At 62.1% G+C, this 21220-nt stretch carries 23 protein-coding genes; 21 read left to right on the forward strand and 2 right to left on the reverse strand.

The window, feature by feature from the left end; translation table 11 throughout:
- Positions 1-95: 95 nt before the first annotated feature.
- The 6 genes from pedA1 to G6N74_RS09490 are packed head-to-tail and all read left to right on the forward strand — an operon-like array spanning position 96 to position 5243.
- Positions 96-1337: a lanthanide ABC transporter ABC transporter substrate-binding protein PedA1 gene (pedA1, locus tag G6N74_RS09465; RefSeq protein ID WP_246245687.1), complete on the forward strand. Its 1242-nt coding sequence runs from the start codon at positions 96-98 to the stop codon at positions 1335-1337.
- Between the two features lie 29 nt (positions 1338-1366).
- Positions 1367-2341, forward strand: coding sequence for a YVTN family beta-propeller repeat protein (locus G6N74_RS09470; RefSeq protein ID WP_165116600.1), 975 nt, complete (start codon positions 1367-1369; stop codon positions 2339-2341).
- Positions 2342-2383: 42 nt separating this feature from the next.
- Positions 2384-2890, forward strand: coding sequence for a cupredoxin domain-containing protein (locus G6N74_RS09475; RefSeq protein WP_165116602.1), 507 nt, complete (start codon positions 2384-2386; stop codon positions 2888-2890).
- 60 nt (positions 2891-2950) lie between these two features.
- Positions 2951-3736 carry a lanthanide ABC transporter ATP-binding protein PedB/LutE gene (gene pedB, locus G6N74_RS09480; RefSeq protein ID WP_165116604.1) on the forward strand — a complete coding sequence of 262 codons (786 nt, stop codon included), beginning with the start codon at positions 2951-2953 and terminating at the stop codon, positions 3734-3736.
- Positions 3733-4611, forward strand: a complete 879-nt coding sequence (pedC, locus tag G6N74_RS09485) for a lanthanide ABC transporter permease protein PedC (protein WP_246245688.1) — start codon at positions 3733-3735, stop codon at positions 4609-4611. Before pedB ends, pedC begins: the two co-directional genes overlap by 4 nt.
- Positions 4611-5243 (forward strand): hypothetical protein, encoded by a 633-nt coding sequence (locus G6N74_RS09490; RefSeq protein ID WP_165116606.1) that lies wholly within the window; start codon positions 4611-4613, stop codon positions 5241-5243. Before pedC ends, G6N74_RS09490 begins: the two co-directional genes overlap by 1 nt.
- A gap of 6 nt (positions 5244-5249) precedes the next feature.
- Here G6N74_RS09490 and G6N74_RS09495 read toward each other — a convergent pair whose 3' ends face one another.
- A complete protein-coding gene (locus G6N74_RS09495; protein WP_165116608.1) occupies positions 5250-6197 on the reverse strand; it encodes a LysR family transcriptional regulator in 948 nt (315 codons plus the stop codon).
- A gap of 120 nt (positions 6198-6317) precedes the next feature.
- On the opposite strand from G6N74_RS09495, the gene G6N74_RS09500 reads away from it, so the two are divergent.
- The 11 genes from G6N74_RS09500 to gph all read left to right on the forward strand — a co-directional run bounded on the left by G6N74_RS09500 (position 6318) and on the right by gph (position 17574).
- Complete coding sequence (locus tag G6N74_RS09500; RefSeq protein ID WP_165116610.1) at positions 6318-7370, forward strand: class 1 fructose-bisphosphatase; 1053 nt, start codon at positions 6318-6320, stop codon at positions 7368-7370.
- Between the two features lie 15 nt (positions 7371-7385).
- On the forward strand, positions 7386-8258 hold the full coding sequence (locus G6N74_RS09505) for a phosphoribulokinase (protein WP_165116612.1): 873 nt from the start codon (positions 7386-7388) through the stop codon (positions 8256-8258).
- Positions 8259-8422: 164 nt separating this feature from the next.
- A complete protein-coding gene (gene tkt, locus G6N74_RS09510) occupies positions 8423-10429 on the forward strand; it encodes a transketolase (protein WP_165116614.1) in 2007 nt (668 codons plus the stop codon).
- A gap of 13 nt (positions 10430-10442) precedes the next feature.
- The gene (gene gap / locus G6N74_RS09515; RefSeq protein WP_165116616.1) at positions 10443-11492 is read left to right on the forward strand and encodes a type I glyceraldehyde-3-phosphate dehydrogenase; all 1050 of its coding nucleotides are present in this window, start codon (positions 10443-10445) and stop codon (positions 11490-11492) included.
- A 3-nt stretch (positions 11493-11495) separates the two neighbouring features.
- The gene (gene fba / locus G6N74_RS09520; RefSeq protein WP_165116618.1) at positions 11496-12575 is read left to right on the forward strand and encodes a class II fructose-bisphosphate aldolase; all 1080 of its coding nucleotides are present in this window, start codon (positions 11496-11498) and stop codon (positions 12573-12575) included.
- 22 nt (positions 12576-12597) lie between these two features.
- Positions 12598-14091, forward strand: coding sequence for a ribulose-bisphosphate carboxylase large subunit (locus G6N74_RS09525; protein ID WP_205826583.1), 1494 nt, complete (start codon positions 12598-12600; stop codon positions 14089-14091).
- 15 nt (positions 14092-14106) lie between these two features.
- Positions 14107-14541, forward strand: coding sequence for a ribulose bisphosphate carboxylase small subunit (locus G6N74_RS09530; RefSeq protein ID WP_091917632.1), 435 nt, complete (start codon positions 14107-14109; stop codon positions 14539-14541).
- A gap of 66 nt (positions 14542-14607) precedes the next feature.
- Positions 14608-15549 (forward strand): CbbX protein, encoded by a 942-nt coding sequence (gene cbbX / locus G6N74_RS09535; protein ID WP_165116620.1) that lies wholly within the window; start codon positions 14608-14610, stop codon positions 15547-15549.
- 63 nt (positions 15550-15612) lie between these two features.
- Complete coding sequence (gene rpe / locus G6N74_RS09540; RefSeq protein WP_165116622.1) at positions 15613-16299, forward strand: ribulose-phosphate 3-epimerase; 687 nt, start codon at positions 15613-15615, stop codon at positions 16297-16299.
- A 19-nt stretch (positions 16300-16318) separates the two neighbouring features.
- On the forward strand, positions 16319-16876 hold the full coding sequence (locus G6N74_RS09545) for a thioredoxin family protein (protein WP_165116624.1): 558 nt from the start codon (positions 16319-16321) through the stop codon (positions 16874-16876).
- Positions 16873-17574 (forward strand): phosphoglycolate phosphatase, encoded by a 702-nt coding sequence (gph, locus tag G6N74_RS09550; protein ID WP_165116626.1) that lies wholly within the window; start codon positions 16873-16875, stop codon positions 17572-17574. Before G6N74_RS09545 ends, gph begins: the two co-directional genes overlap by 4 nt.
- Before the next feature lie 68 nt (positions 17575-17642).
- Here the strand turns inward: gph and G6N74_RS09555 are convergent, their stop codons facing one another.
- Entirely contained in the window at positions 17643-18023 is a 381-nt protein-coding gene (locus G6N74_RS09555) for a c-type cytochrome (RefSeq protein ID WP_165116628.1), read from the reverse strand.
- Positions 18024-18408: 385 nt separating this feature from the next.
- On the opposite strand from G6N74_RS09555, the gene G6N74_RS09560 reads away from it, so the two are divergent.
- The 4 genes from G6N74_RS09560 to G6N74_RS09575 are packed head-to-tail and all read left to right on the forward strand — an operon-like array spanning position 18409 to position 21188.
- Positions 18409-18612, forward strand: coding sequence for a hypothetical protein (locus G6N74_RS09560; RefSeq protein WP_246245689.1), 204 nt, complete (start codon positions 18409-18411; stop codon positions 18610-18612).
- A 44-nt stretch (positions 18613-18656) separates the two neighbouring features.
- On the forward strand, positions 18657-19649 hold the full coding sequence (locus G6N74_RS09565) for an ABC transporter substrate-binding protein (protein WP_165116632.1): 993 nt from the start codon (positions 18657-18659) through the stop codon (positions 19647-19649).
- Positions 19646-20479, forward strand: a complete 834-nt coding sequence (locus G6N74_RS09570; RefSeq protein WP_165116634.1) for an ABC transporter permease — start codon at positions 19646-19648, stop codon at positions 20477-20479. Before G6N74_RS09565 ends, G6N74_RS09570 begins: the two co-directional genes overlap by 4 nt.
- A complete protein-coding gene (locus G6N74_RS09575; RefSeq protein WP_165116845.1) occupies positions 20448-21188 on the forward strand; it encodes an ABC transporter ATP-binding protein in 741 nt (246 codons plus the stop codon). Before G6N74_RS09570 ends, G6N74_RS09575 begins: the two co-directional genes overlap by 32 nt.
- The last annotated feature ends 32 nt before the right edge of the window (positions 21189-21220 follow it).

The following is a 21220-nucleotide window of genomic DNA, read 5'->3' on the forward strand; positions in this document are numbered from 1 at the left end:
TCGTGGGTTAAGCTCATCGCGGCACCGTATTTCTGCATCTCCCGGTTTAGATCGGGCGACGGCTTATGCAAGAAGAACGAGTATCTATGAAGAGTATGGTGCCTAACACTCTCGCAGTCTTCATCGCCCTTTTTTTGGCAAGCGTCAACGCTGGCCCAGCCACCTCTCAGGAGGTCGCACCTGCACCGAAGGCTCAGGCTGCAAAGCCCGAAAAGCAGCTTATCGAGATCAAGATCGGCTATCTGCGCGCCTATGAGCCGCAGCTTGCGCTTTCGGTTCTCGACATTGCGCCACGCGACGAAGGTGTCGCCGGCGCAAATGTGGCGCTCAATGACAACAACACGACCGGCTCCTTTCTCGGCCAGAAATTCGTCCTCGACGTCACCGAGGTGAAGCCGGATGCCGATGTCGTTGCCGTCTTCAACGAGATGGTCGCCAAGGGCGATCGCTATCTGCTTGCCGATATTTCGGCCCAGCAATTGCTGTCGATCGCCGATATTGCGCGCGATCACGGTGTTTTGATCTTTAATGTCGGGTCAACCGACGACATCCTTCGAGAAGAAGAATGCCGCGTCAACGTCTTCCACACGGCACCCACCCGAACCATGCTGGCCGACGGGCTGGCGCAGTACCTTATCTGGAAGCAATGGCCCAAATGGGCGCTGATCTATGGCTCGCACGAGAAGGACAAGCTCTTTGCCGAGGCGCTTCGCCGCGCTGCAACGCGTTTCGGCGGCCAGATCGTCGCGGAAAAGGAATTCAAGGATACCGGCACGGCGCGCCGGACGGATTCTGGCGTCGTGCAGATCCAGCGGCAGATGCCGGTCTTCACCCAGGATCTGCCCGACCATGATGTGCTGCTGGTGGCCGACGAGAGTGAGGTGTTCGGCACCTATGTTCCATTTCGCACATGGATACCGCGCCCTGTCGCCGGCACTGCGGGCCTGATCCCTTCCGGCTGGCATCCGGCCAGCGAGCAATGGGGCGGCTCGCAGATCCAGAACCGCTTTGCCAAATACGCCGGCCGGCGCATGCTGTCCAAGGATATGGCGGCATGGACGGCAGCGCGCATTCTCGGCGATGCCGCCACGCGCACGCAAGGTGCGGACCCGGCCAAGATCGAGGCCTTCATCCGCGCCGACGATTTTTCCATCGCCGCCTTCAAGGGCCAGAAGCTGACCTTCCGCAAATGGAACTGGCAGCTGCGCCAGCCGATTTTCCTCGGCGACGGGCGCTCTGTCGTCACCACATCGCCGCAGGAGGGTTTCCTGCATCAGGTTTCCGAACTCGACACGCTCGGGGTCGACCAGCCGGAGACCAAATGCCACTTTAAATAGAATAAACTGCAAGTCGGGAGGAGTTCTGAATGGGAAGACGATTGGCATTGCTGGCCGCGACGCTGGCCGCAGGTTGCGCGGCCTCGCCGGCCTGGGCCTATATGGTCTATGTCTCCAACGAGAAGGACAACACCATGAGCGTCGTCGATTCGACGACGATGGAAGTGGTCAAGACCGTCAATGTCGGCCAGCGCCCGCGTGGCATCACCATCTCGCATGACGGCAAGTTCGTCTATCTCTGCGCCAGCGACGACGACACGATCGAGGTCATCGACACGGCAACGCTCGAGATCGTCGACACGCTGCCGTCCGGTCCCGACCCGGAACTGTTCGTTTTGTCTCCAGACGGCAAGAAGCTCTACGTCGCCAATGAGGACGACAACCTCGTCACCGTCATCGACGTCGCCACCAAGAAGGTGCTGGCCGAAGTGCCGGTCGGCGTCGAGCCGGAAGGCATGGGCATCAGCCCCGACGGCAAGGTCATGGTCAACACGTCGGAAACGACCAACATGGCCCATTTCATCGACACCGAAAGCCATGAGATCGTCAACAACGTGCTGGTCGATTCGCGCCCGCGCTTTGCCGAGTTCAAGCCGGATGGCTCGGAGGTCTGGGTCAGCGCCGAGATCGGCGGCACGGTCTCCATCATCGACAATGCCAGCCGCGAGGTGACGCACAAGATCACCTTCGAAATTCCCGGCCTGCGCGCCGAATCGATCCAGCCGGTAGGCATCCGCATCACCGCCGACGGCAAGAAGGCCTATGTCGCGCTCGGGCCGGCCAACCGGGTGGCGGTGGTCAACGCCGAGACCTACGAGGTCGAGAAATATGTGCTGGTCGGCCAGCGTGTCTGGCAGCTCGCCTTCACGCCCGACCAGAAGACGATCATCAGCACCAACGGCATATCCAACGACATCACCTTCATCGATGTCGCCACCGACGAGCCGACCCAGTCGGTTACCGTCGGGGCGCTGCCATGGGGGGTGGTCGTGTCGCCGAACTGAGCGGCACAGAATTTACGCAGGCAACAAAAGGAGGAGACGTTAATGAGGAAATACCGCACGATCGCTTTCGCGGCACTGATGGGAGCGGCACTGTCGGCGTCGCATGGCTGGGCGCAGGACGCCGACGACGATGATGACGAGCAGCCGGCTGCTGCTGCCACCACCACAGAGCCGGCGAGCGGCGAAAAGGAGCAGGTGACGCGCGCCAGCAAGGATGTGCCCGAACTGATCCTCGGCACCAAGGAGGACCAGTTCACCGCCAACCAGAAGGATTTCGAACTGATCGCCGGCCAGGGTTACCGCTGGAAGATTTCGGCTGCTGGCGGGCTTGAATACAAGTTCGTGACCGACCTGTTCCGCAATGTCTGGATGAACCAGATCGTCATCAACGATCTCGAAGTTCATATGAACGGTGCGCCGGCTTGGCTGGAATATGACGCCGACGGCACCATCCAGGTGCAGTTCACCACGGTTCGGCCCGGCATCTACACATGGTCCGTGCCCGATCTCGCCGACAAGGGCCTGAAAGGCACGATTACCATCAAATAGTCCGATGGAGCGTGACAGACTTGCGGGCTATCCTGTGAGGCAGGGAAGGAGAAATCCGGCTTGCAGCACGTGAAGACCAATGGACATGGCAGCGTGGCGGCTCTCGACGTCGCCGCGCTCAGCTATTCCTATGGCTCGAAACGCGCTCTGTCCGACGTCTCTTTCTTCATCGCGCCGGCGAGCTTCACTGTCCTGCTCGGTTTGAACGGCGCCGGCAAGACGACGCTGTTCTCGCTCATCAGCCACCTCTACAACACACGCAACGGCGCCATCCGCATCTTCGGTCACGACATCGACCGCGCCTCGGGCGAGGCATTGCGGCGGCTCGGCATCGTTTTCCAGGCGCGCACGCTGGACCTCGATCTCAGCGTTTACCAAAACCTGTCCTACCACGCCTCGCTTCACGGCATCGGTACGCGCGATGCCCGCCAGCGCATCGATGCGCTGCTGGCATCCGTCGAATTGAGCGACCGCCTGCATGACAAGGCCCGCAGCCTTTCCGGCGGCCAGATGCGGCGCGTCGAGATCGCACGCGCACTGCTGCATCGCCCTTCCCTGCTGCTGCTGGACGAGGCCACCGTCGGCCTCGACATCCAGTCGCGCGCCAGCATTCTTGCCACCATAAGACGGCTCGTGGTGACCGAAGGCATTGGCGTGTTGTGGGCCACCCATCTCATCGACGAGGTTGATGACAACGACCATGTCGTGGTCCTGCGCGAGGGCAACCTTGTCGCCAAAGGCAGTGTCGCCGATGTGGTGAAATCGACCGGTAAGCAGACGATCCGCGAGGCGTTTTCGCAACTGAGCGGGCTCGATGCGCGCAAAGCAACGGGGGCGCAGACATGAGCACGACCCTGCCCGCAAATGCGACCGGCGCGGGCATCGTGCCCGTGCGCTCGAAACCCTACAGGCTGGTCAATTATCTCATCTGCCTGAAGGGTATCCTGCTGCGCGAGGGCCTGCGCTTCATCCACCAGCGCGAGCGCTTCATCTCGTCGCTGGTCCGCCCACTGCTGTGGCTTTTCATCTTCGCGGCGGGATTCCGCCAAGTGCTCGGCGTCTCGATCATCCCGCCCTACAAGACCTATGTGCTCTACGAGGTCTACATCACGCCTGGCCTGTGCGGCATGATCCTGCTGTTCAGCGGCATGCAGTCATCGCTGTCGATGGTCTACGACCGCGAGATGGGCAACATGCGCACGCTGCTGGTAAGCCCCTTCCCGCGCTGGTTCCTGCTGGTGTCGAAGCTGCTTGCCGGCGTCGCTGTCTCGATCGCCCAGGTCTATGCGTTTCTGGTTATCGCCTGGTTCTGGGGCGTGAAGGCCCCGCCGATCGGCTATGTCATGGTGCTGCCGGCGCTGTTCCTGTCCGGGCTGATGCTGTGCGCGCTCGGCATGCTGCTGTCTTCGATGATAAGGCAGCTCGAAAACTTCGCCGGCATCATGAATTTCGTGATCTTCCCGGCCTATTTCGCCTCGCCGGCGCTCTATCCGCTGTGGCGCATCCAGGAATCGAGCCCCCTGCTCTACAAGATCTGCCTCGCCAACCCCTTCACCTATGCCGTCGAACTGGTGCGCTTTGCCTTCTATGGCCAGATCGACTGGACATCGCTTGCGGTCGTGGTCGGATGCACGCTGCTGTTCCTTGGCGGAGCGATCATCGCCTACGACCCATCGCGCGGTCTCATGAACCGCAAACAGGATACGGGAGGAAATGCCTGATGAGACGAACCGGACCTGTTTTCGGCCTTACAGCCATTCTGCTGGCTGCCGGCTTTTCCAGTTCAGCGCTTGCTGCCGCCAACAACGATCCCGACTGGCCCTGCATCCAGCGCAAGGTGCCCGAACTCTCGCTTGGCCAGATATGGAACGGACCGGACCTGCCCGAGGCGGCGAAGGACTGGTCAAATAACGCCGATATCTCCGAACGTGTCGAAGAACTGGCGGCCCGACGCCTGCCGCTTCCGGACGCGCAGAAGGAGATCAAGGATTTTGCCGCCACCTTGCCGGCGGAAAAGCTGGAGCCGCAATTGACCATGCTGGTTCAGGGACTTTTCGACCACATGAACGCCGAGCGCTCGCATGTCATTTCCGGCATCGCCCGCTATGCGCACAAGCAGCTGGAAATGGCGACCGCGTTGCGGAAAGAGTCTTCCGACGTCGATGCATTGCGCAACAAGCCCGACGCCGACCAGAACGAGGTGACGAAGCGCACCGACCAGCTGACCTGGCAGACGCGGGTGTTCGAAGAACGCGTGCAGTCGCTGACCTATGTCTGCGAGGTGCCGACGCTTATCGAGCAGCGGCTGTATCAGTTAGCGAAAACGGTCGCGGAAACCCTTCCCAAGAAGTGATTTAGCTCAGCCGCGCTTCACTTCCGGGTCGGGATAGAGCTTTCCGAACAGCGGCAGATACATCGCGCCCTTGCGCATCAGGAAATCGTGGAAGGTCGCCATCGCCGGCGAGATCGCGTGATCGGTGCGCATGACAGCGAACCATTGCCGCCGGATCGGCATGCCGGCGACATCGAGAATGACCAGCCGACCGGCCTCCACCTCGAAGGCGATGGTGTGCGCGGAAATGAAGGCGATGCCGAGCCCCGCCATCACCGCCTGCTTGATCGTCTCGTTGGAATCCATCTCGATGCCGAGATCGTCGAGCCGGCCGGGCAGTTCACTCAGGAAAATCTCCAGTGAAATGCGCGTGCCGGAACCCGGCTCGCGGATCAGGAAGTTTTCGCGCGCGATGCGCTCCTTGGAAATGTCGCGCGCCTTCGCCAGCGGATGCTCCGGGGCCGCGATGATCACCAGCGGATGATCGCCGAAGGCCGAGGCCCGCACCGGCACGTCCTTCGCCGGCCGTCCCATCAGCGCGATATCGACCTCATGGTTCTTCAGGCGGGCGATAGTCTCTGCACGGTTGCCGATGGCAAGCCGCATATCGATATCGGGATAGTCCTTCATGAAGGCCGCCATCATCCGCGGCGCGAAATACTTGGCCGTCGAAACCACGCCGAGCCTGAGGCTGCCGGTGCGCACGCCCTTTATCGCGTCGATCTGGTCCGCCAGCAGGCGCATGCGTTCCTCGATTGCCTGAGCCGTGTCGACGAAGGCCAGACCTGCGGCAGTCGGACGCATACCCTCATTGGTGCGATCGAAGAGCTGGAGACCAAGCTCTTCCTCTATTTGCCGCAACTGGATGGTGACTGCCGGCGGCGAAAGCCCCAACACCTTGGCAGCATTGATGATTTTGCCGTGAGAGACGATGGCTTCGACGGCCCGGAACTGCTTGAGGGTCAGGTTGCGCATATAGCATAATAAGAGATTTTTACTGACTAGGTAAAGTTATTAAATTTTACTTATCGCATACACTTTGCTCTCATTCCCTGTGCCTGACCACTCCAACCGGAACAGGCGGAGGAGACGATAATGACTGTGGCAACGCTCGATGCGGTTCTGAATTCCTATGTCGGCAAGGAGCAAGACGATCTGCGCGCGGCGGTTGCCGCGACGGTCCGGCAACTCGCACAGGCCGCAGTCAAGATCCGCCACACCATCAATCAGGGCGTGCTCGGCAAGGCCTTCGCCGGAACGCGCGGCGGCTTCAATGCCGACGGCGACGCCCAGAAGGATCTCGACGTCTACGCCGACGACATCTTTCTCGACGCCATGCGCCACGCGCCCGTCGCCCTCTACGCTTCTGAAGAGCTGGAGCAGCCGGTGCTGCTCAACAAGGATGCGCCGATTGCCATCGCCATCGACCCGCTCGACGGCTCGTCCAACATCGACACCAACGTTTCCATCGGCACGATTTTCTCGCTCCTCCCTGCAACTGGCGCGCCGGACGGCAACCCGGCCGCCACTTTTTTGCAGCCCGGAGAAAAGCAGATCGGCGCCGGCTTCTTCATATACGGGCCGCAGCTGGCATTGGTGCTTTCGCTGGGCAGCGGCACGCATGTCTTCGTGCAGTCGACGCGGCTCGGCACCTTCGTCCAGGCTTATGAAAGCCGCATCGTGCCGACCCGCGCGCACGAATTCGCCATCAACGCCGCCAACTACCGCCATTGGGACGAGGCCGTTCGGCTCTATGTCGACGACTGCCTGAAGGGCAGCGAAGGCCCGCGCGAACGCGACTTCAATATGCGCTGGATCGCCTCGCTGGTCGCCGACTGCTACCGCATCCTGATGCGCGGCGGCGTCTTCCTCTACCCCGGCGACAAGCGCCGCGGCTACGGACAAGGCCGGCTGCGCCTCGTCTATGAGGCCAATCCGATCGCCTATCTCATCGAACAGGCAGGCGGTGCAGCCACTGACACGATCGGCCGCATCCTCGAGATCGAACCGAACAGCCTGCACCAGCGCGTGCCGGTCGTATTCGGCTCGGCCAAGGAGGTGGCGCGCATCACCCGCTACCACACGGACCCATCGAGCATCGGCGAACGCTCGCCACTGTTCGGCAATCGCGGCCTGTTTCGCGCCTGATCGGGAGAATTCAGCATGTCAGCCAAGCACCCGATCATTTCAATCACCGGCTCGTCAGGCGCGGGCACGACCTCGGTCAAGCGCATCTTCGAGCAGATTTTCCGGCGCGAAAACATCGACGCCGCCTTCATCGAGGGCGACGCATTCCATCGCTATGACCGCACCGCGATGAAGGAAAAGGTCGCCAAGGAGGAAAAGGGGGGAAATCCCAATTTCACCCACTTCAACGCCGAGGCCAACGAACTCGAAACCTTGCAATCGGTGTTCGAGGAATATGGCCGCCGTGGGTCCGGCAAGACCCGCACCTATGTCCATGACGACGAGGAAGCCAAGCTCTACGGCCAGCCTCCCGGTACCTTCACCCCGTGGCGGGACTTCGAGCCAAGCAAGCTGCTTTTCTACGAAGGGCTGCATGGCTGCGCGGTGACCGACAAGGTCGACCTGGCGAAGTTCGCCGACCTCAAGATCGGCGTCGTGCCGGTCATCAATCTCGAATGGATCCAGAAGATCCACCGCGACCGCACCACGCGCGGCTATTCGGCCGAGGCGGTGATGGACGTGATCCTGCGGCGTATGCCGGACTACATCCGCTACATCACGCCGCAATTCACGCTGACCGACATCAACTTCCAGCGCGTGCCGATCGTCGACACCTCGAACCCGTTCATCGCGCGCTGGATACCGACGCCGGACGAGTCGATGCTGGTCATCCGCTTCGCGAAGCCGCGAGGCATCGACTTCCCCTATTTGCTGTCGATGATCCACGACAGTTTCATGTCGCGGGCAAACTCGATCGTCGTGCCGGGCAACAAGCTCGACCTCGCCATGCAGCTAATCCTGACCCCGCTGATCCTGCAACTGATCGAACGCCAGAACCGGATGTCTTGAGGAGAGACGATGATGGCCAACCGCAGAACGCCCCCTCGCCTGATTTCATCTCGGCTTCGACGCATGCTCGAGACCCTCGCACGAGGGCTGACCGACCTTCTCTGTCCAGCGGTCGAGAGACCGATACCGGTGAAGATCCACTCACGGAACCGGAGGAACTTGTCATGAGCCAGACCGCCATCGGGACCGCCCCCGAAACCGCCGTTTCCGAACGTGACATGGCCAATGCCATCCGCGCGCTGGCGATGGACGCCGTGCAGAAGGCCAATTCCGGCCACCCCGGCATGCCGATGGGCATGGCCGATGTCGCGACCGTGCTTTTCAACCGCTTCATCGCCATCGATCCATCAAACCCCAGCTGGCCCGACCGCGACCGTTTCGTACTGTCGGCCGGACATGGCTCGATGCTGCAATATGCGCTGCATTACCTGCTTGGCTATGCCGACATGCCGATCGAGCAGTTGCAGAGCTTCCGCCAGCTCGGCAGCCGCACCGCCGGACACCCCGAATATGGCCACGCACTCGGCATCGAGACGACGACTGGCCCGCTCGGTCAGGGCATCTCCACCGCCGTCGGCATGGCATTGGCCGAACGCATGCTTGCCGCCCGCCACGGAGACGATCTCGTCGACCACCACACCTATGTCATTGCCGGCGACGGCTGCCTGCAGGAAGGCATCAGCCACGAGGCGATCGACCTCGCCGGTCATCTCATGCTCGACCGGTTGATCCTCTTCTGGGACGATAATTCCATCTCGATCGACGGCCCGACCTCGCTCTCGACCTCGATGAACCAGCCCGCACGGTTCGAAGCGGCCGGCTGGCATGTCCAGTCGATCGACGGCCACGATGCCGAAGCAATTGCCGAGGCCATCGAGAATGCCCGCCAGTCGGATCGCCCCTCGCTGATCGCCTGCAAGACCTTGATCGGCAAGGGCGCACCCAATCTCCAGGGGTCCGAAAAGACCCACGGCGCGCCGCTGGGTGACGCCGAAATCGCCGCCACGCGCGAAAACATCGGCTGGGCCTCTGCCCCGTTCGATGTGCCGGCAGACATCCTCGATGCCTGGCGTGGGATAGCCTCGCGCGGGCAAGCGAAGCGCCGCATTTGGGAACAGCGCCTCGCCGGCTCGCCGCAGCGCGAGGTCTTCGAGGCAGCCACCGCCGGCGAGCTGCCTGATGCTGTCTTCGAGGCGCTCAACGCCTTCCGCAAGGAGCATGTCGAGAAGGCGACCAAGGTCGCCACCCGCAAGGCCTCCGAAATGGCGCTGGGCGCGATCAATACTGCAACCGACCTGACCGTCGGCGGCTCCGCCGACCTGACCCATTCGAACCTGACCATCACCAAGGGCATGAACCGCGTCGCACCTAGCGACTATGCCGGCAGCTACATCCACTACGGCATCCGCGAGCACGGCATGGCCGCAGCGATGAACGGCATCGCCTTGCATGGCGGCTTCGTGCCCTATGGCGGCACGTTCCTCTGCTTTGCCGACTATGCACGCGGCGCGATGCGGCTTTCGGCGCTGATGGGCCAGCGCGTCATCTATGTCATGACGCATGACTCCATCGGGCTCGGCGAAGACGGCCCGACGCATCAGCCGGTCGAGCATCTGGCAATGCTGCGCGCCACCCCGAACCTCAACCTCTTCCGTCCCGCCGATATCATCGAGACGGCGGAGTGCTGGGAACTTGCGCTGAAGTCGAAGGACCGGCCGAGCGTTCTCGTGCTGTCGCGCCAGAACCTGCCGATGCTGCGCCACGCGCATAGCGACGAGAACCGCTCGGCGCGCGGTGCCTATGTGCTGCGCGAGACAGACGGTCCCCGCGCCGCAACGCTGATCGCCACCGGCTCGGAAGTCGAGATCGCGGTTGCAGCCGCTGAAAAGCTGCAGGCCGAACATGGGCTCGCCACTGCCGTCGTCTCGATGCCTTGCTGGGAACTCTTCGAGGAACAGGACGCGGATTATCGCAAGTCGGTTCTCGGCTCGGCCCCGCGCGTCGCGGTCGAAGCTGCTGCCCGTCTCGGCTGGGACCGCTGGATCGGCGACAACGGAGCCTTCGTCGGCATGACCGGCTTCGGCGCAAGTGCGCCGGCACCCGATCTCTATCGGCATTTCAACATCACGCCTGAAGCGGTCGCCGACGCGGCCCGGCGGCTCATCATCTGAACGGGAGGGGAAATTGGCAGTTCGCGTCGCAATCAACGGATTTGGCCGGATCGGCCGCAACATCCTGCGCGCCATCATCGAGTCCGGACGGACCGATATCGTGGTGGTCGCAGTGAACGATCTCGGCCCGGTCGAGACCAACGCCCATCTGCTGCGCTACGACTCCGTGCATGGCCGCTTCCCCGGCACCGTCACGGTCAAGGGCGACACGATCGAGGTCGATGACCTGCCACCGATCAAGGTCACGGCCATCCGCAACCCGGCCGAGCTGCCGCATGCCGAACTCGGTGTCGACATCGCTCTGGAATGCACCGGCATCTTCACGTCCAAGGAGAAGGCCTCCGCCCATCTAACCGCCGGCGCCACGCGCGTGCTGGTTTCCGCACCTGCCGACGGTGCCGATCTCACGGTTGTCTACGGCGTCAACGACGACAAGATCACCAAGGATCACATCGTCATTTCCAACGCCTCCTGCACCACCAACTGCCTCGGGCCGGTCGCCAAGGTGCTGAACGACGCCATCGGCATCGAGCGCGGCTTCATGACGACGATCCATTCCTACACCGGCGACCAGCCGACGTTGGATACGATGCACAAGGATCTCTACCGCGGCCGCGCCGCCGCCCTCTCCCAGATCCCGACCTCGACGGGCGCGGCCAAGGCTGTCGGCCTCGTACTGCCGGAACTCAACGGCAAGCTCGACGGCGTCTCGATCCGCGTGCCGACCCCGAATGTCTCGGTCATCGATTTCAAATTCGTGCCGAAGCGCCCGACCACCGTCGAGGAGGTCAACGCGGCGATGATCGCGGCGACCAAGGGTCGTCTGAAGCACATCCTCTCGGTCGTCGACGAGCCATTGGTCTCCATCGACTTCAACCACAACCCGGCCTCGTCGTCCTTCGCGCTCGACCAGACCAAGGTCATCGAGGGCACGCTGGTCCGCGTCATGTCCTGGTACGACAACGAATGGGGTTTTTCGAACCGCATGGCCGATACGGCGGTCGCCATCGGCCGCACGCTCGAACCCACCAAGCAAGACATCAGAACGAAAGAGGAGGCCTGATCCATGGCGCGCATTACGCTGAGGCAATTGCTCGACCACGCCGCCGAACATGGCTACGGCGTGCCGGCATTCAACATCAACAATATGGAACAGGGCCTCGCCATCATGGAGGCGGCCAAGGCCTGCGACGCGCCGGTCATCATCCAGGCGTCACGCGGCGCGCGCTCCTATGCCAACGACATCATGCTGGCCAAGATGATCGACGCGCTCGCCGAGATTTATCCGCAGATACCCGTCTGCATGCATCAGGACCACGGCAACAACGAAGCCACCTGCCTCACCGCCATCCGCCACGGCTTCACCTCGGTAATGATGGACGGCTCGCTTGAGGCAGACGCCAAGACGCCGGCGAGCTATGAATACAACGTGGCTATCACCGAGCGCGTCTCGCGCATGGCCCATTGGGTCGGCGCATCGGTGGAAGGCGAACTTGGCGTGCTCGGCTCGCTGGAAAGCGGCCATGGCGAGGCAGAGGACGGTCACGGCGCGGAAGGCATGCTGTCGCACGACCAGTTGCTGACCGATCCAGACCAGGCGGTCGATTTCGTCGCCCGCACCAAGGTCGACGCGCTGGCGATAGCCTGCGGCACCTCGCACGGCGCCTACAAGTTCACCCGCAAGCCGGACGGCGACATTCTGGCGATGCGGGTCATCGAGGAGATCCATCACAAGCTGCCGAACACCCATCTCGTCATGCACGGCTCCTCCTCGGTGCCGCAGGAACTGCAGGACGTCATCAACAAGTTCGGCGGCGAGATGCCCCAGACCTACGGCGTGCCGGTGGAGGAGATCGAGCGCGGCATCCGCCACGGCGTGCGCAAGGTCAACATCGACACCGATTGCCGCATGGCGATGACCGGACAGTTCCGCCGCATCGCCACCGAAAACCCGAATGAGTTCGACCCGCGCAAATTCCTGAAACCGGCGATGGACGCCATGCGCGATCTCTGCCGGGACCGGTTCGAGCGCTTCGGCACCGCCGGCAATGCCTCAAAGATCAAGGTCATCGCGCTCGACGAGATGGCCAAACGTTACGCCGCGGGAAAACTCGACCCGCATATCGCGGCTGCCAAGGCAGCCTGAAGCAACTAGAAGGAGATTTGTCATGAACAAGGTGGACATAAACACGACTGGAACCCTCAAGGAAGGCAAGGAGCGCTATCGCTCCGGTGTCCTCCCCTACAAGCAGATGGGTTACTGGGAGCCGGACTACCGGCCCAAGGACACCGACCTGATAGCGATGTTCCGCATCACCCCGCAGCCCGGTGTCGACCACGAGGAGGCAGCCGCCGCGGTCGCAGGCGAAAGCTCGACGGCGACCTGGACCGTCGTTTGGACCGATCGGCTGACCGCCTGCGAACTCTACCGCGCCAAGGCCTACCGTTCCGAACCCGTGCCCAACACCGGACCCGGCACCAAGACCGAGCAGCAGTACTTTGCCTACATCGCCTACGACCTCGATTTGTTCGAGCCCGGCTCGATCGCCAACCTCACGGCATCGATCATCGGCAACGTCTTCGGCTTCAAGGCGGTCAAGGCCTTGCGTCTGGAGGACATGCGCATCCCCGTCGCCTACCTGAAGACCTTCCAGGGCCCGGCGACCGGCATCGTGGTCGAGCGCGAGCGGCTGGACAAGTTCGGCCGGCCGCTGCTTGGCGCTACGACCAAGCCCAAGCTTGGCCTCTCCGGCCGCAACTATGGCCGCGTCGTCTATGAGGCGCTGAAGGGCGGGCTGGATTTCGTCAAGGACGACGAAAACATCAACTCGCAGCCCTTCATGCATTGGCGCGACCGCTTCCTCTACTGCATGGAGGCGGTGAACAAGGCGTCGGCCGCGACCGGTGAGGTCAAGGGCCACTATCTCAACGTCACCGCCGGCACCATGGAGGAGATGTATGAGCGCGCCGAATTCGCCAAGAACCTCGGCTCGGCAATCATCATGATCGACCTCGTCATCGGCTACACCGCGATCCAGTCGATGGCGAAGTGGGCGCGCAGGAACGATATGATCCTGCACCTGCACCGCGCCGGCAACTCGACCTATTCGCGCCAGAAGAACCACGGCATGAATTTCCGTGTCATCTGCAAGTGGATGCGCATGGCCGGCGTCGACCACATCCATGCCGGCACCGTCGTCGGCAAGCTCGAAGGTGACCCGCTGATGATCAAGGGCTTCTACGATACCTTGCGTGAGGAACGCACGCCGCAGAACCTCGAGACCGGGCTGTTCTTCGACCAGGAATGGGCCTCCCTCAACAAGGTGATGCCGGTGGCCTCTGGCGGCATCCATGCCGGACAGATGCACCAGCTCATCCATTACCTCGGCGAGGATGTGGTGCTGCAGTTTGGCGGCGGCACCATCGGCCATCCCGACGGCATCCAGGCCGGCGCGACGGCCAACCGCGTGGCGCTGGAAGCGATGATCCTCGCCCGCAACGAGGGCCGCGACTATCTGCGCGAAGGGCCGCAAATCCTCGAAAATGCGGCAAAATGGTGCTCGCCGCTGAAGGCTGCGCTGACGACCTGGAAGGACGTGACCTTCAACTACGAATCGACCGACACCGCCGATTTCGTGCCGACCGCGACCCCGAGCTTCTAAGGAAGGACCACAGCCATGATGACCAACCCCGGAAACAAGGTCACGCAGGGACAGTTCTCGTTCCTGCCCGACCTGACCGACGCGCAGATCTCGGCGCAGATCAAATATGCCCTGAAGAACCACTGGGCCGTAAGTGTCGAATATTCCGACGATCCGCATCCCCGCAATACCTATTGGGAGATGTACGGCAATCCGATGTTCGACCTGAAGGACCCCGCCGGAATCCTGATGGAAATCAACAATTGCCGAAAGGCGCTGCCCAATATGTACATCCGCGTCACCGCATTCGACTCGAGCAAGGGCTGGGAAGCGCCGCGGATGTCCTTCATCGTCAACCGGCCGCCGAACGAACCGGGCTTCCGCCTGCTGCGCCAGGAGCGCGACGGCCGCAGCCAGGGCTACTCCATCGTTCCCTACGCGACCGATCGGCCCGAAGGCGAGCGATCGTAGCAGCAGCGGCAACGCTGCTCCGACCTGGAGCAGCGTTGCCGGTTTTCCAGCAAACAGGAGGGCGCCATGCTGAATAGCCTGGGCCAGACGGTCGTCGGCGACGATGAAACGGTCGATCTGCAGGCGGAGTTCGAGGCATCGAGCATCGATGACGTGTTCGACAAGCTCGACCGTGACCTTGTCGGGCTGGTACCCGTCAAGACCCGCATTCGCGAGATCGCTGCACTCCTGCTCGTCGACCGCTTGCGCCGCAAGTTCGGCATTTCCGCCGAAACGCCGACCTTGCACATGAACTTCACCGGCAATCCCGGTACCGGCAAGACCACGGTGGCGCTGCGGATGGCAGAGATTCTGCACCGGCTGGGCTATGTGCGCGAAGGACATCTGGTTTCGGTCACCCGCGACGACCTTGTCGGGCAATATGTCGGCCACACCGCGCCCAAGACGCGTGAAGTGATCAAGCGCGCGATGGGCGGCGTGTTGTTCATCGACGAGGCCTATTATCTCTACAAGCCCGAAAACGAACGGGACTACGGCCAGGAGTCCATCGAAATCCTGCTGCAGTGCATGGAAAACAACCGCGACGATCTCGTCGTCATCCTTGCCGGCTACAAGGACAAGATGGACCGCTTCTTCAACAGCAATCCGGGCATGCGCTCGCGCGTTGCCCATCATCTCGATTTTCCTGACTATAGTTCCACCGAACTCAAATCGATTGCCGAGATCATGCTGGCCGGCCAGAATTACCGGTTGAGCGAAGGTGCGGCTGCGGCGCTGGAGGAATACATCCCCCTCAGAATGAAGCTGCCGCACTTTTCCAACGCTCGATCGATCCGCAACGCGCTCGACCGGGCACGCCTCCGGCAGGCCAACCGCCTGTTCGCCGGGCGGAGCGAAAAATTGACCAGGCTCGACCTGATCACCATAGAAGAGGCAGATATCCGCGGCAGCCGGGTTTTCGTGGAAGGAAAGCTCGACGGCGATCCGGTTGACGGCGCGGTTCCTTGAGACGTCGCAATCGGTAAGGCAATGTGACTGGCGCAAGCCGTGCAAATGAGGTGAGAACGAGACATGACCGCCAATACGATTATCGCCCCTTCGGTACTGTCCTCCGACTTTTCGCGCCTCGGCGACGAAGTTGAGGCCGTGGTTCGTGCCGGCGCCGACTGGATCCATCTCGACGTCATGGATGGCCATTTTGTGCCCAACATCACCTTCGGCCCGCCGATCATCAAGGCCATCCGCGACCGTACCGACAAGGTGTTCGACTGTCACCTGATGATCGCGCCAACCGACCAGTATCTGGCCGCCTTTGCGGACGCCGGCTGCGATATCATCACGGTCCATGCCGAGGCAGGCCCGCATCTCGACCGCTCGCTGCAGGCAATCAGAAACCTCGGCAAGAAGGCCGGCGTTTCGCTGAACCCGTCGACGCCTGAAAGCGTCATCGAATATGTGCTCGACCGGCTCGACCTCGTGCTTCTGATGACGGTCAATCCCGGCTTCGGCGGCCAGGCCTTTATTCCGGCGATGGTCGAGAAAGTGAAGCGCGTCAAGGCACTCATCGGCAACCGCCCGATCGACATCGAGATCGATGGCGGCGTGACCCCGGAAACCGCACCATTGGTCACCGCAGCGGGAGCCAACATCCTCGTCGCCGGCTCGGCTGTCTTCAAGGGCGGCACCGAAGCCGCCTACCGCGCCAACATCGCAGCCATTCGCGAGGCGGCGGATGGCGCCGCGCGCAAAGCGGCGTAAGATTGATCAGGAGGGCACCATGGCATCAACGCCGCCCGTTTGCGATTTCGGATGGCCGGCTGTCGATGCCCCGCTGCGCGGCACCGACGGCAAGTCCCATTCGCTGTTCGATCAGGCCGGCCCGAACGGGCTTGTCATTGCCTTCATCTGCAACCATTGCCCCTATGTGAAAGCCGTCATCCAGCGCATCGTGCGCGACGCCGCCGACCTGAAAAAGGAAGGCATCGGCTTCGTCGCCGTCAATTCCAACGATGCGGATGCCTATCCGGACGATTCCTTTGACAAGATGAAGCTCTTCGCCGCCGAGCACCGCTTCACCTTTCCTTATCTCCATGACGAAGATCAAAGCGTCGCCCGCGCCTATGGGGCGGCCTGCACGCCAGACTTCTTCGGTTTCAACAACGACCTGACGCTGCAATATCGCGGCCGGCTCGACGCCTCGCGCAAGGAAGCCGGGCCGCCCGGCCTCAGGCGCGATCTCTATGAGGCCATGAAGCAGGTCGCCCGCACCGGCGACGGCCCGGTTGAACAGATCACCTCGATAGGTTGCTCGATAAAATGGAAGGAGACCGCATGAGCGGCGAGACGGGAACTTCCCTTGCCTTTCCGAAGGCCATCATCTTCGATCTCGATGGGACGCTGGTCGATTCAGCACCCGATATAGGTGCTGCCGTCAACGAGCTTCTGGCGACACGTCACCTGCCGCCGCTTTCGCTGGCGCAAGCCAAATCGATGATCGGGCACGGCGTCAAAAAGCTGGTCGAGCGCGCCTTTTCAGCGTCGGGAATGCCGCTTTACGGCGGCGCACTCGAGCAGGCGAACCGCGACATGGCTCCGATCTATCGGCGGCATCTAACCAAGCTCACCACCTTGATGCCGGGCGCAAAGGAAGTCGTCGCGCATTTCCATGTTGCCGGCGTAGCCCTCGGCGTCGCCACCAACAAGCCGCAACTGGCGACCCGTGAGGTCCTGCTGCATTTCGGGTTTACGGACCAGCTTGGCGCGATCGTCGGCGGCGATGCCGTCAGCCACCAGAAGCCGGCGCCCGACTCGCTTTTCCTGGCCCTTGAGCGGCTTCGTGTCGAACCTGCCGACGCACTGATGGTCGGTGACAGTTCTGCAGACGTCGGGGCAGCCCGCGCTGCCGGCATGGCGGTCGTGCTCGTTCGCGGCGGCTATACGCAGGTTCCGGTGGAAGAACTCGGCGCTGACATGGTCTGCGACAGCCTGCTAGACTTGCCGACCGCCCTGCACGGGCTTCGAAGCGCCGCCTGACCCGCGCACATACAAGAACTACCGCCCCCGAGGGATGCCTCGGGAGCCGGCGCTCGTCAACCTTATGGTTACGGCGTGAATTGCTTCAGATATGCAATGACATTGGCGATATCGTCATCCGACTTCAGGCCGGGGAACGCCATCTTCGTGCCTGGAACTTTCGCCTTCGGATCATGCAGATAGTCCTTGAGATGGGCCTCGTCCCAGACGAGCCCACCCGTGCCCGCAGCGACCATAGCCGGCGAATATTTGAACCCTTCATGGGTTCCCGCCGTCCGGCCGATCAGGCCGTGCAGCGAAGGCCCGATCTTGTTCTTGTCCTCATCGGCGACGTGGCAGGCCTTGCATTTGGCAAAGACCTTCTCACCGGCGGCTGCGTCCTGCGCTTGGGCGTGGCTGACCAGCGCGCTGGCCGTGGCTAGAGCTGCGAAAAATACAATTGAGCGCATGGTATTTCCCCATTGATCGTCAGGGTGCCCTGAACGACGGGCGAATGCCGCTATTTTCCTCCCGCCGGCTCGCCCTTTTGATGCGGGTACGCGGAGTATCCGGCCATCCCTTGTTGGAATTGCGGCACTCGCGACAAGGGAAGCTAGTCGGTGAATGCCGGAAGTCAATCATACCAAGGTGCTGCCCTGCGAATTTGGCGCCCGGTGAAACAAGTTCCCTTCGGCCATCGTTATTGACGCAATTACGGTGAACGCGTAGCCTTTCCCAAGGTTTCCCAATGGCACCTTGGGGAAACACGGGCAACGGGCGATCGGAACCGGATGAGATATCCGCCGGGTCGATCATGGGCGAGCGCCAACAGTGGCGAAAGGTGCTGAAATGGATATGGTCGATCTCGTCCTGACGGTTTGCCTGGCCGCCAACCCAAGCCATTGCCGCGACGAACATCTCTATTTCGAGAGCCATGGCTCTCTCATGCAATGCATGGTCCTGGCCCCGGCCGAAATGGCAAAATGGTCAGGCGAACACCCGACGTTCAAGATCGTTCGCTGGAAATGCGCCTTCCCCGACAAGGGACGCGCGATCTGACTATAGACACCTGATCCATCGGCCTGTCTTTGGGAGGAGACGATTTGCTGATTTCACGACGCACCATCTTACGGCTGGCAGCTCTCGGGCTGACGGGCGTCTTTGCGTCGCGCTGCGGCTCCGGTTACGCCGCCGGCAAGGTTCGCATCGGCGTGCTGAAATTCGGCACCGTCAGCTGGGAACTGGACACGATAAAGCAGCATCAACTCGACACCGCCAACGGCATCGAACTGGACGTCGTCAATTTCGCCGGCGAGGACGCCACCAACGTCGCCCTGCTCGCAGGCGAAGTCGACATGATCGTGTCTGACTGGCTGTGGGTGTCGCGCCAGCGCTCGTCCGGCGAAGACCTCACGCTGGTCCCCTATTCGACCGCGGTCGGCGCGATCATGGTGAAGCAGGATTCGCCGATTAAAATCGTCTCCGACCTCAAGGAAAAGAAGATCGGCGTCGCCGGCGGGCCGATCGACAAGAGCTGGCTTCTCATCCAGGCCATGGCGAAGCGCGACTTCGAGGTCGATCTGCCTACCGAAAACGATGTCGTATTCGGCGCGCCGCCTCTGCTTGCCGAAAAGGCGATGGACGGCGAACTCGATGCAGTGCTGAACTTCTGGCATTTCTGCGCACGCCTCGAAGCCAATGGCTTTCGCCGGTTGGTCGGCGCGAATGAAGCAGCAAAGGCGCTGGGCGCAACCGGCCCGGTCTCGGCATTGGGCTACATCTTTCATGAAAAGTGGGCGCAGGAGAACCAGGCGGCCGCCATGGGCTTTGTAAAAGCATCCACCGCTGCCAAGCAATTGCTTTCCCAATCCGACGAGGAATGGCTTCGCCTCGCGCCGCTGATGCGCGCGGAAGGCAAGGAACTCGAAAAACTTCGCGACCGCTATCGCGAAGGCATTCCGACGCGACCGATAGCCGAAGAAGAGGCCGACGCGGCAAAACTGTATGCCGTGCTGGCCGCGGTCGGCGGCGAGAAGCTAGTCGGGGAAGCGCGCGAAATGGCGCCCGGCACTTACTGGTCAGGACTGACCAGATGACGCTGCGCGAAGTGAATTCCGAGAACCAGCAGAGCCAGTCGGGCCAGCCATCACATGACCGAAGCGCCCTAGCACAAGCCCTGACGCCCGCACTGACGGTCCTGATCTCGCTGGTCGGCCTCTTCCTGCTCTGGAGCCTCGCCGCGACGATGTGGCCGAGCCGGGCCTTCCCGAACCCCGGTCAGGTCTGGCAGGTACTGGTCAAAGATACCGTAAGCGGCGAGTTACCTTATCACCTCGGCGTAACGCTTGCCCGCGTCGCCGCCTCCTTCGTTCTTGCCATGACGATCGGCTCGGTCATCGGCATCGCGCTCGGCACCTATCGCCGCGCCGACCAGTTCTTCAACGCCTGGGTCATCCTGTTCCTGAACGTGCCGGCGCTGGTCATCATCGTGCTCGCCTATATCTGGTTCGGCCTCAATGAGGTCGCGGCCATCGGCGCCGTTGCGGTCAACAAGATACCCAATGTCGTCGTCACCATGCGCGAAGGCGCCCGCGCGCTTGATCCGCGCTATCGCGAGATGGCACAGGTCTATCGCTTCAGCGCGCTCGACCGTGTCCGCCACATCCTCCTGCCGCAGCTGCAACCCTATTTCGCTGCCGCATCCCGCTCCGGCATCGCCCTGATCTGGAAGATCGTGCTGGTGGTCGAACTGCTCGGCCGCTCGAACGGCGTCGGCTTCCAGATCTATCTCTATTTCCAGCTTTTCGACGTCGCCGCGATCCTTGCCTACACGCTGACTTTCGTCGCCATCATGCTTCTCATCGAACTTCTTCTGGTGCAGCCCTTTGAACGACATGCAACCCGTTGGCGCCGTCGCCCCGCTTAGGGTGGACATTGCCGAAAAGACCTTCCGCTCGGCGCAAGGCGTATCGGTCACGGCGCTGAAAGACCTGTCCTTCGAAGTCCGGCACGGCGAGTTCGCCTGCCTGCTCGGGCCGTCGGGCTGTGGCAAGACGACGACGCTGCGCATCCTGTTGGGGCTCGAGAAAGATTTCACCGGCTCGTTCCGATTGCCTGGAGGCGAACATAACCGCGTCGCCGCAGTCTTCCAAGAGCCGACCCTCCTGCCCTGGCGCACCGTTGAAGAAAACATCCGTTTGGCGCTACCGAAGAGCTTGAGGCAGACAGACCTCGACTCCCTGTTCCAGACCCTCGGCCTGTCGACGATGCGCTCGCTCTATCCATCCGAGCTTTCGCTCGGGCTTGCGCGCCGCGTGGCGCTGGCGCGCGCATTTGCCACCGAACCCGCTGTGCTTTTCCTCGATGAACCCTTCGTTTCGCTCGACGAGCAGACGGCGGAGCGGCTGCGGTATCTCCTCCTTTCCGTCTGGTCCGCCCGGCCGACGACGGCGCTGATGGTGACGCACAATGTGCGCGAGGCGCTGATGCTGTCGGACCGCATCATCGTCCTGTCGCCGCGTCCCGGCCATGTGCGCGGCGTCTTCGATGTCCGCTTGCCCCGACAATATCGCAACCCGCAGGTCATGAGCGATCTCGGACGTTCCTTTCGCGAAAAGTTCGCGGATGTGTTGTGATACCCGCAGGGACGAACAGGAAAGGCTGAGCC

It is taken from the genome of Mesorhizobium zhangyense (genome assembly GCF_011045115.1).
In the GTDB taxonomy this organism is placed as follows: domain Bacteria; phylum Pseudomonadota; class Alphaproteobacteria; order Rhizobiales; family Rhizobiaceae; genus Mesorhizobium_M; species Mesorhizobium_M zhangyense.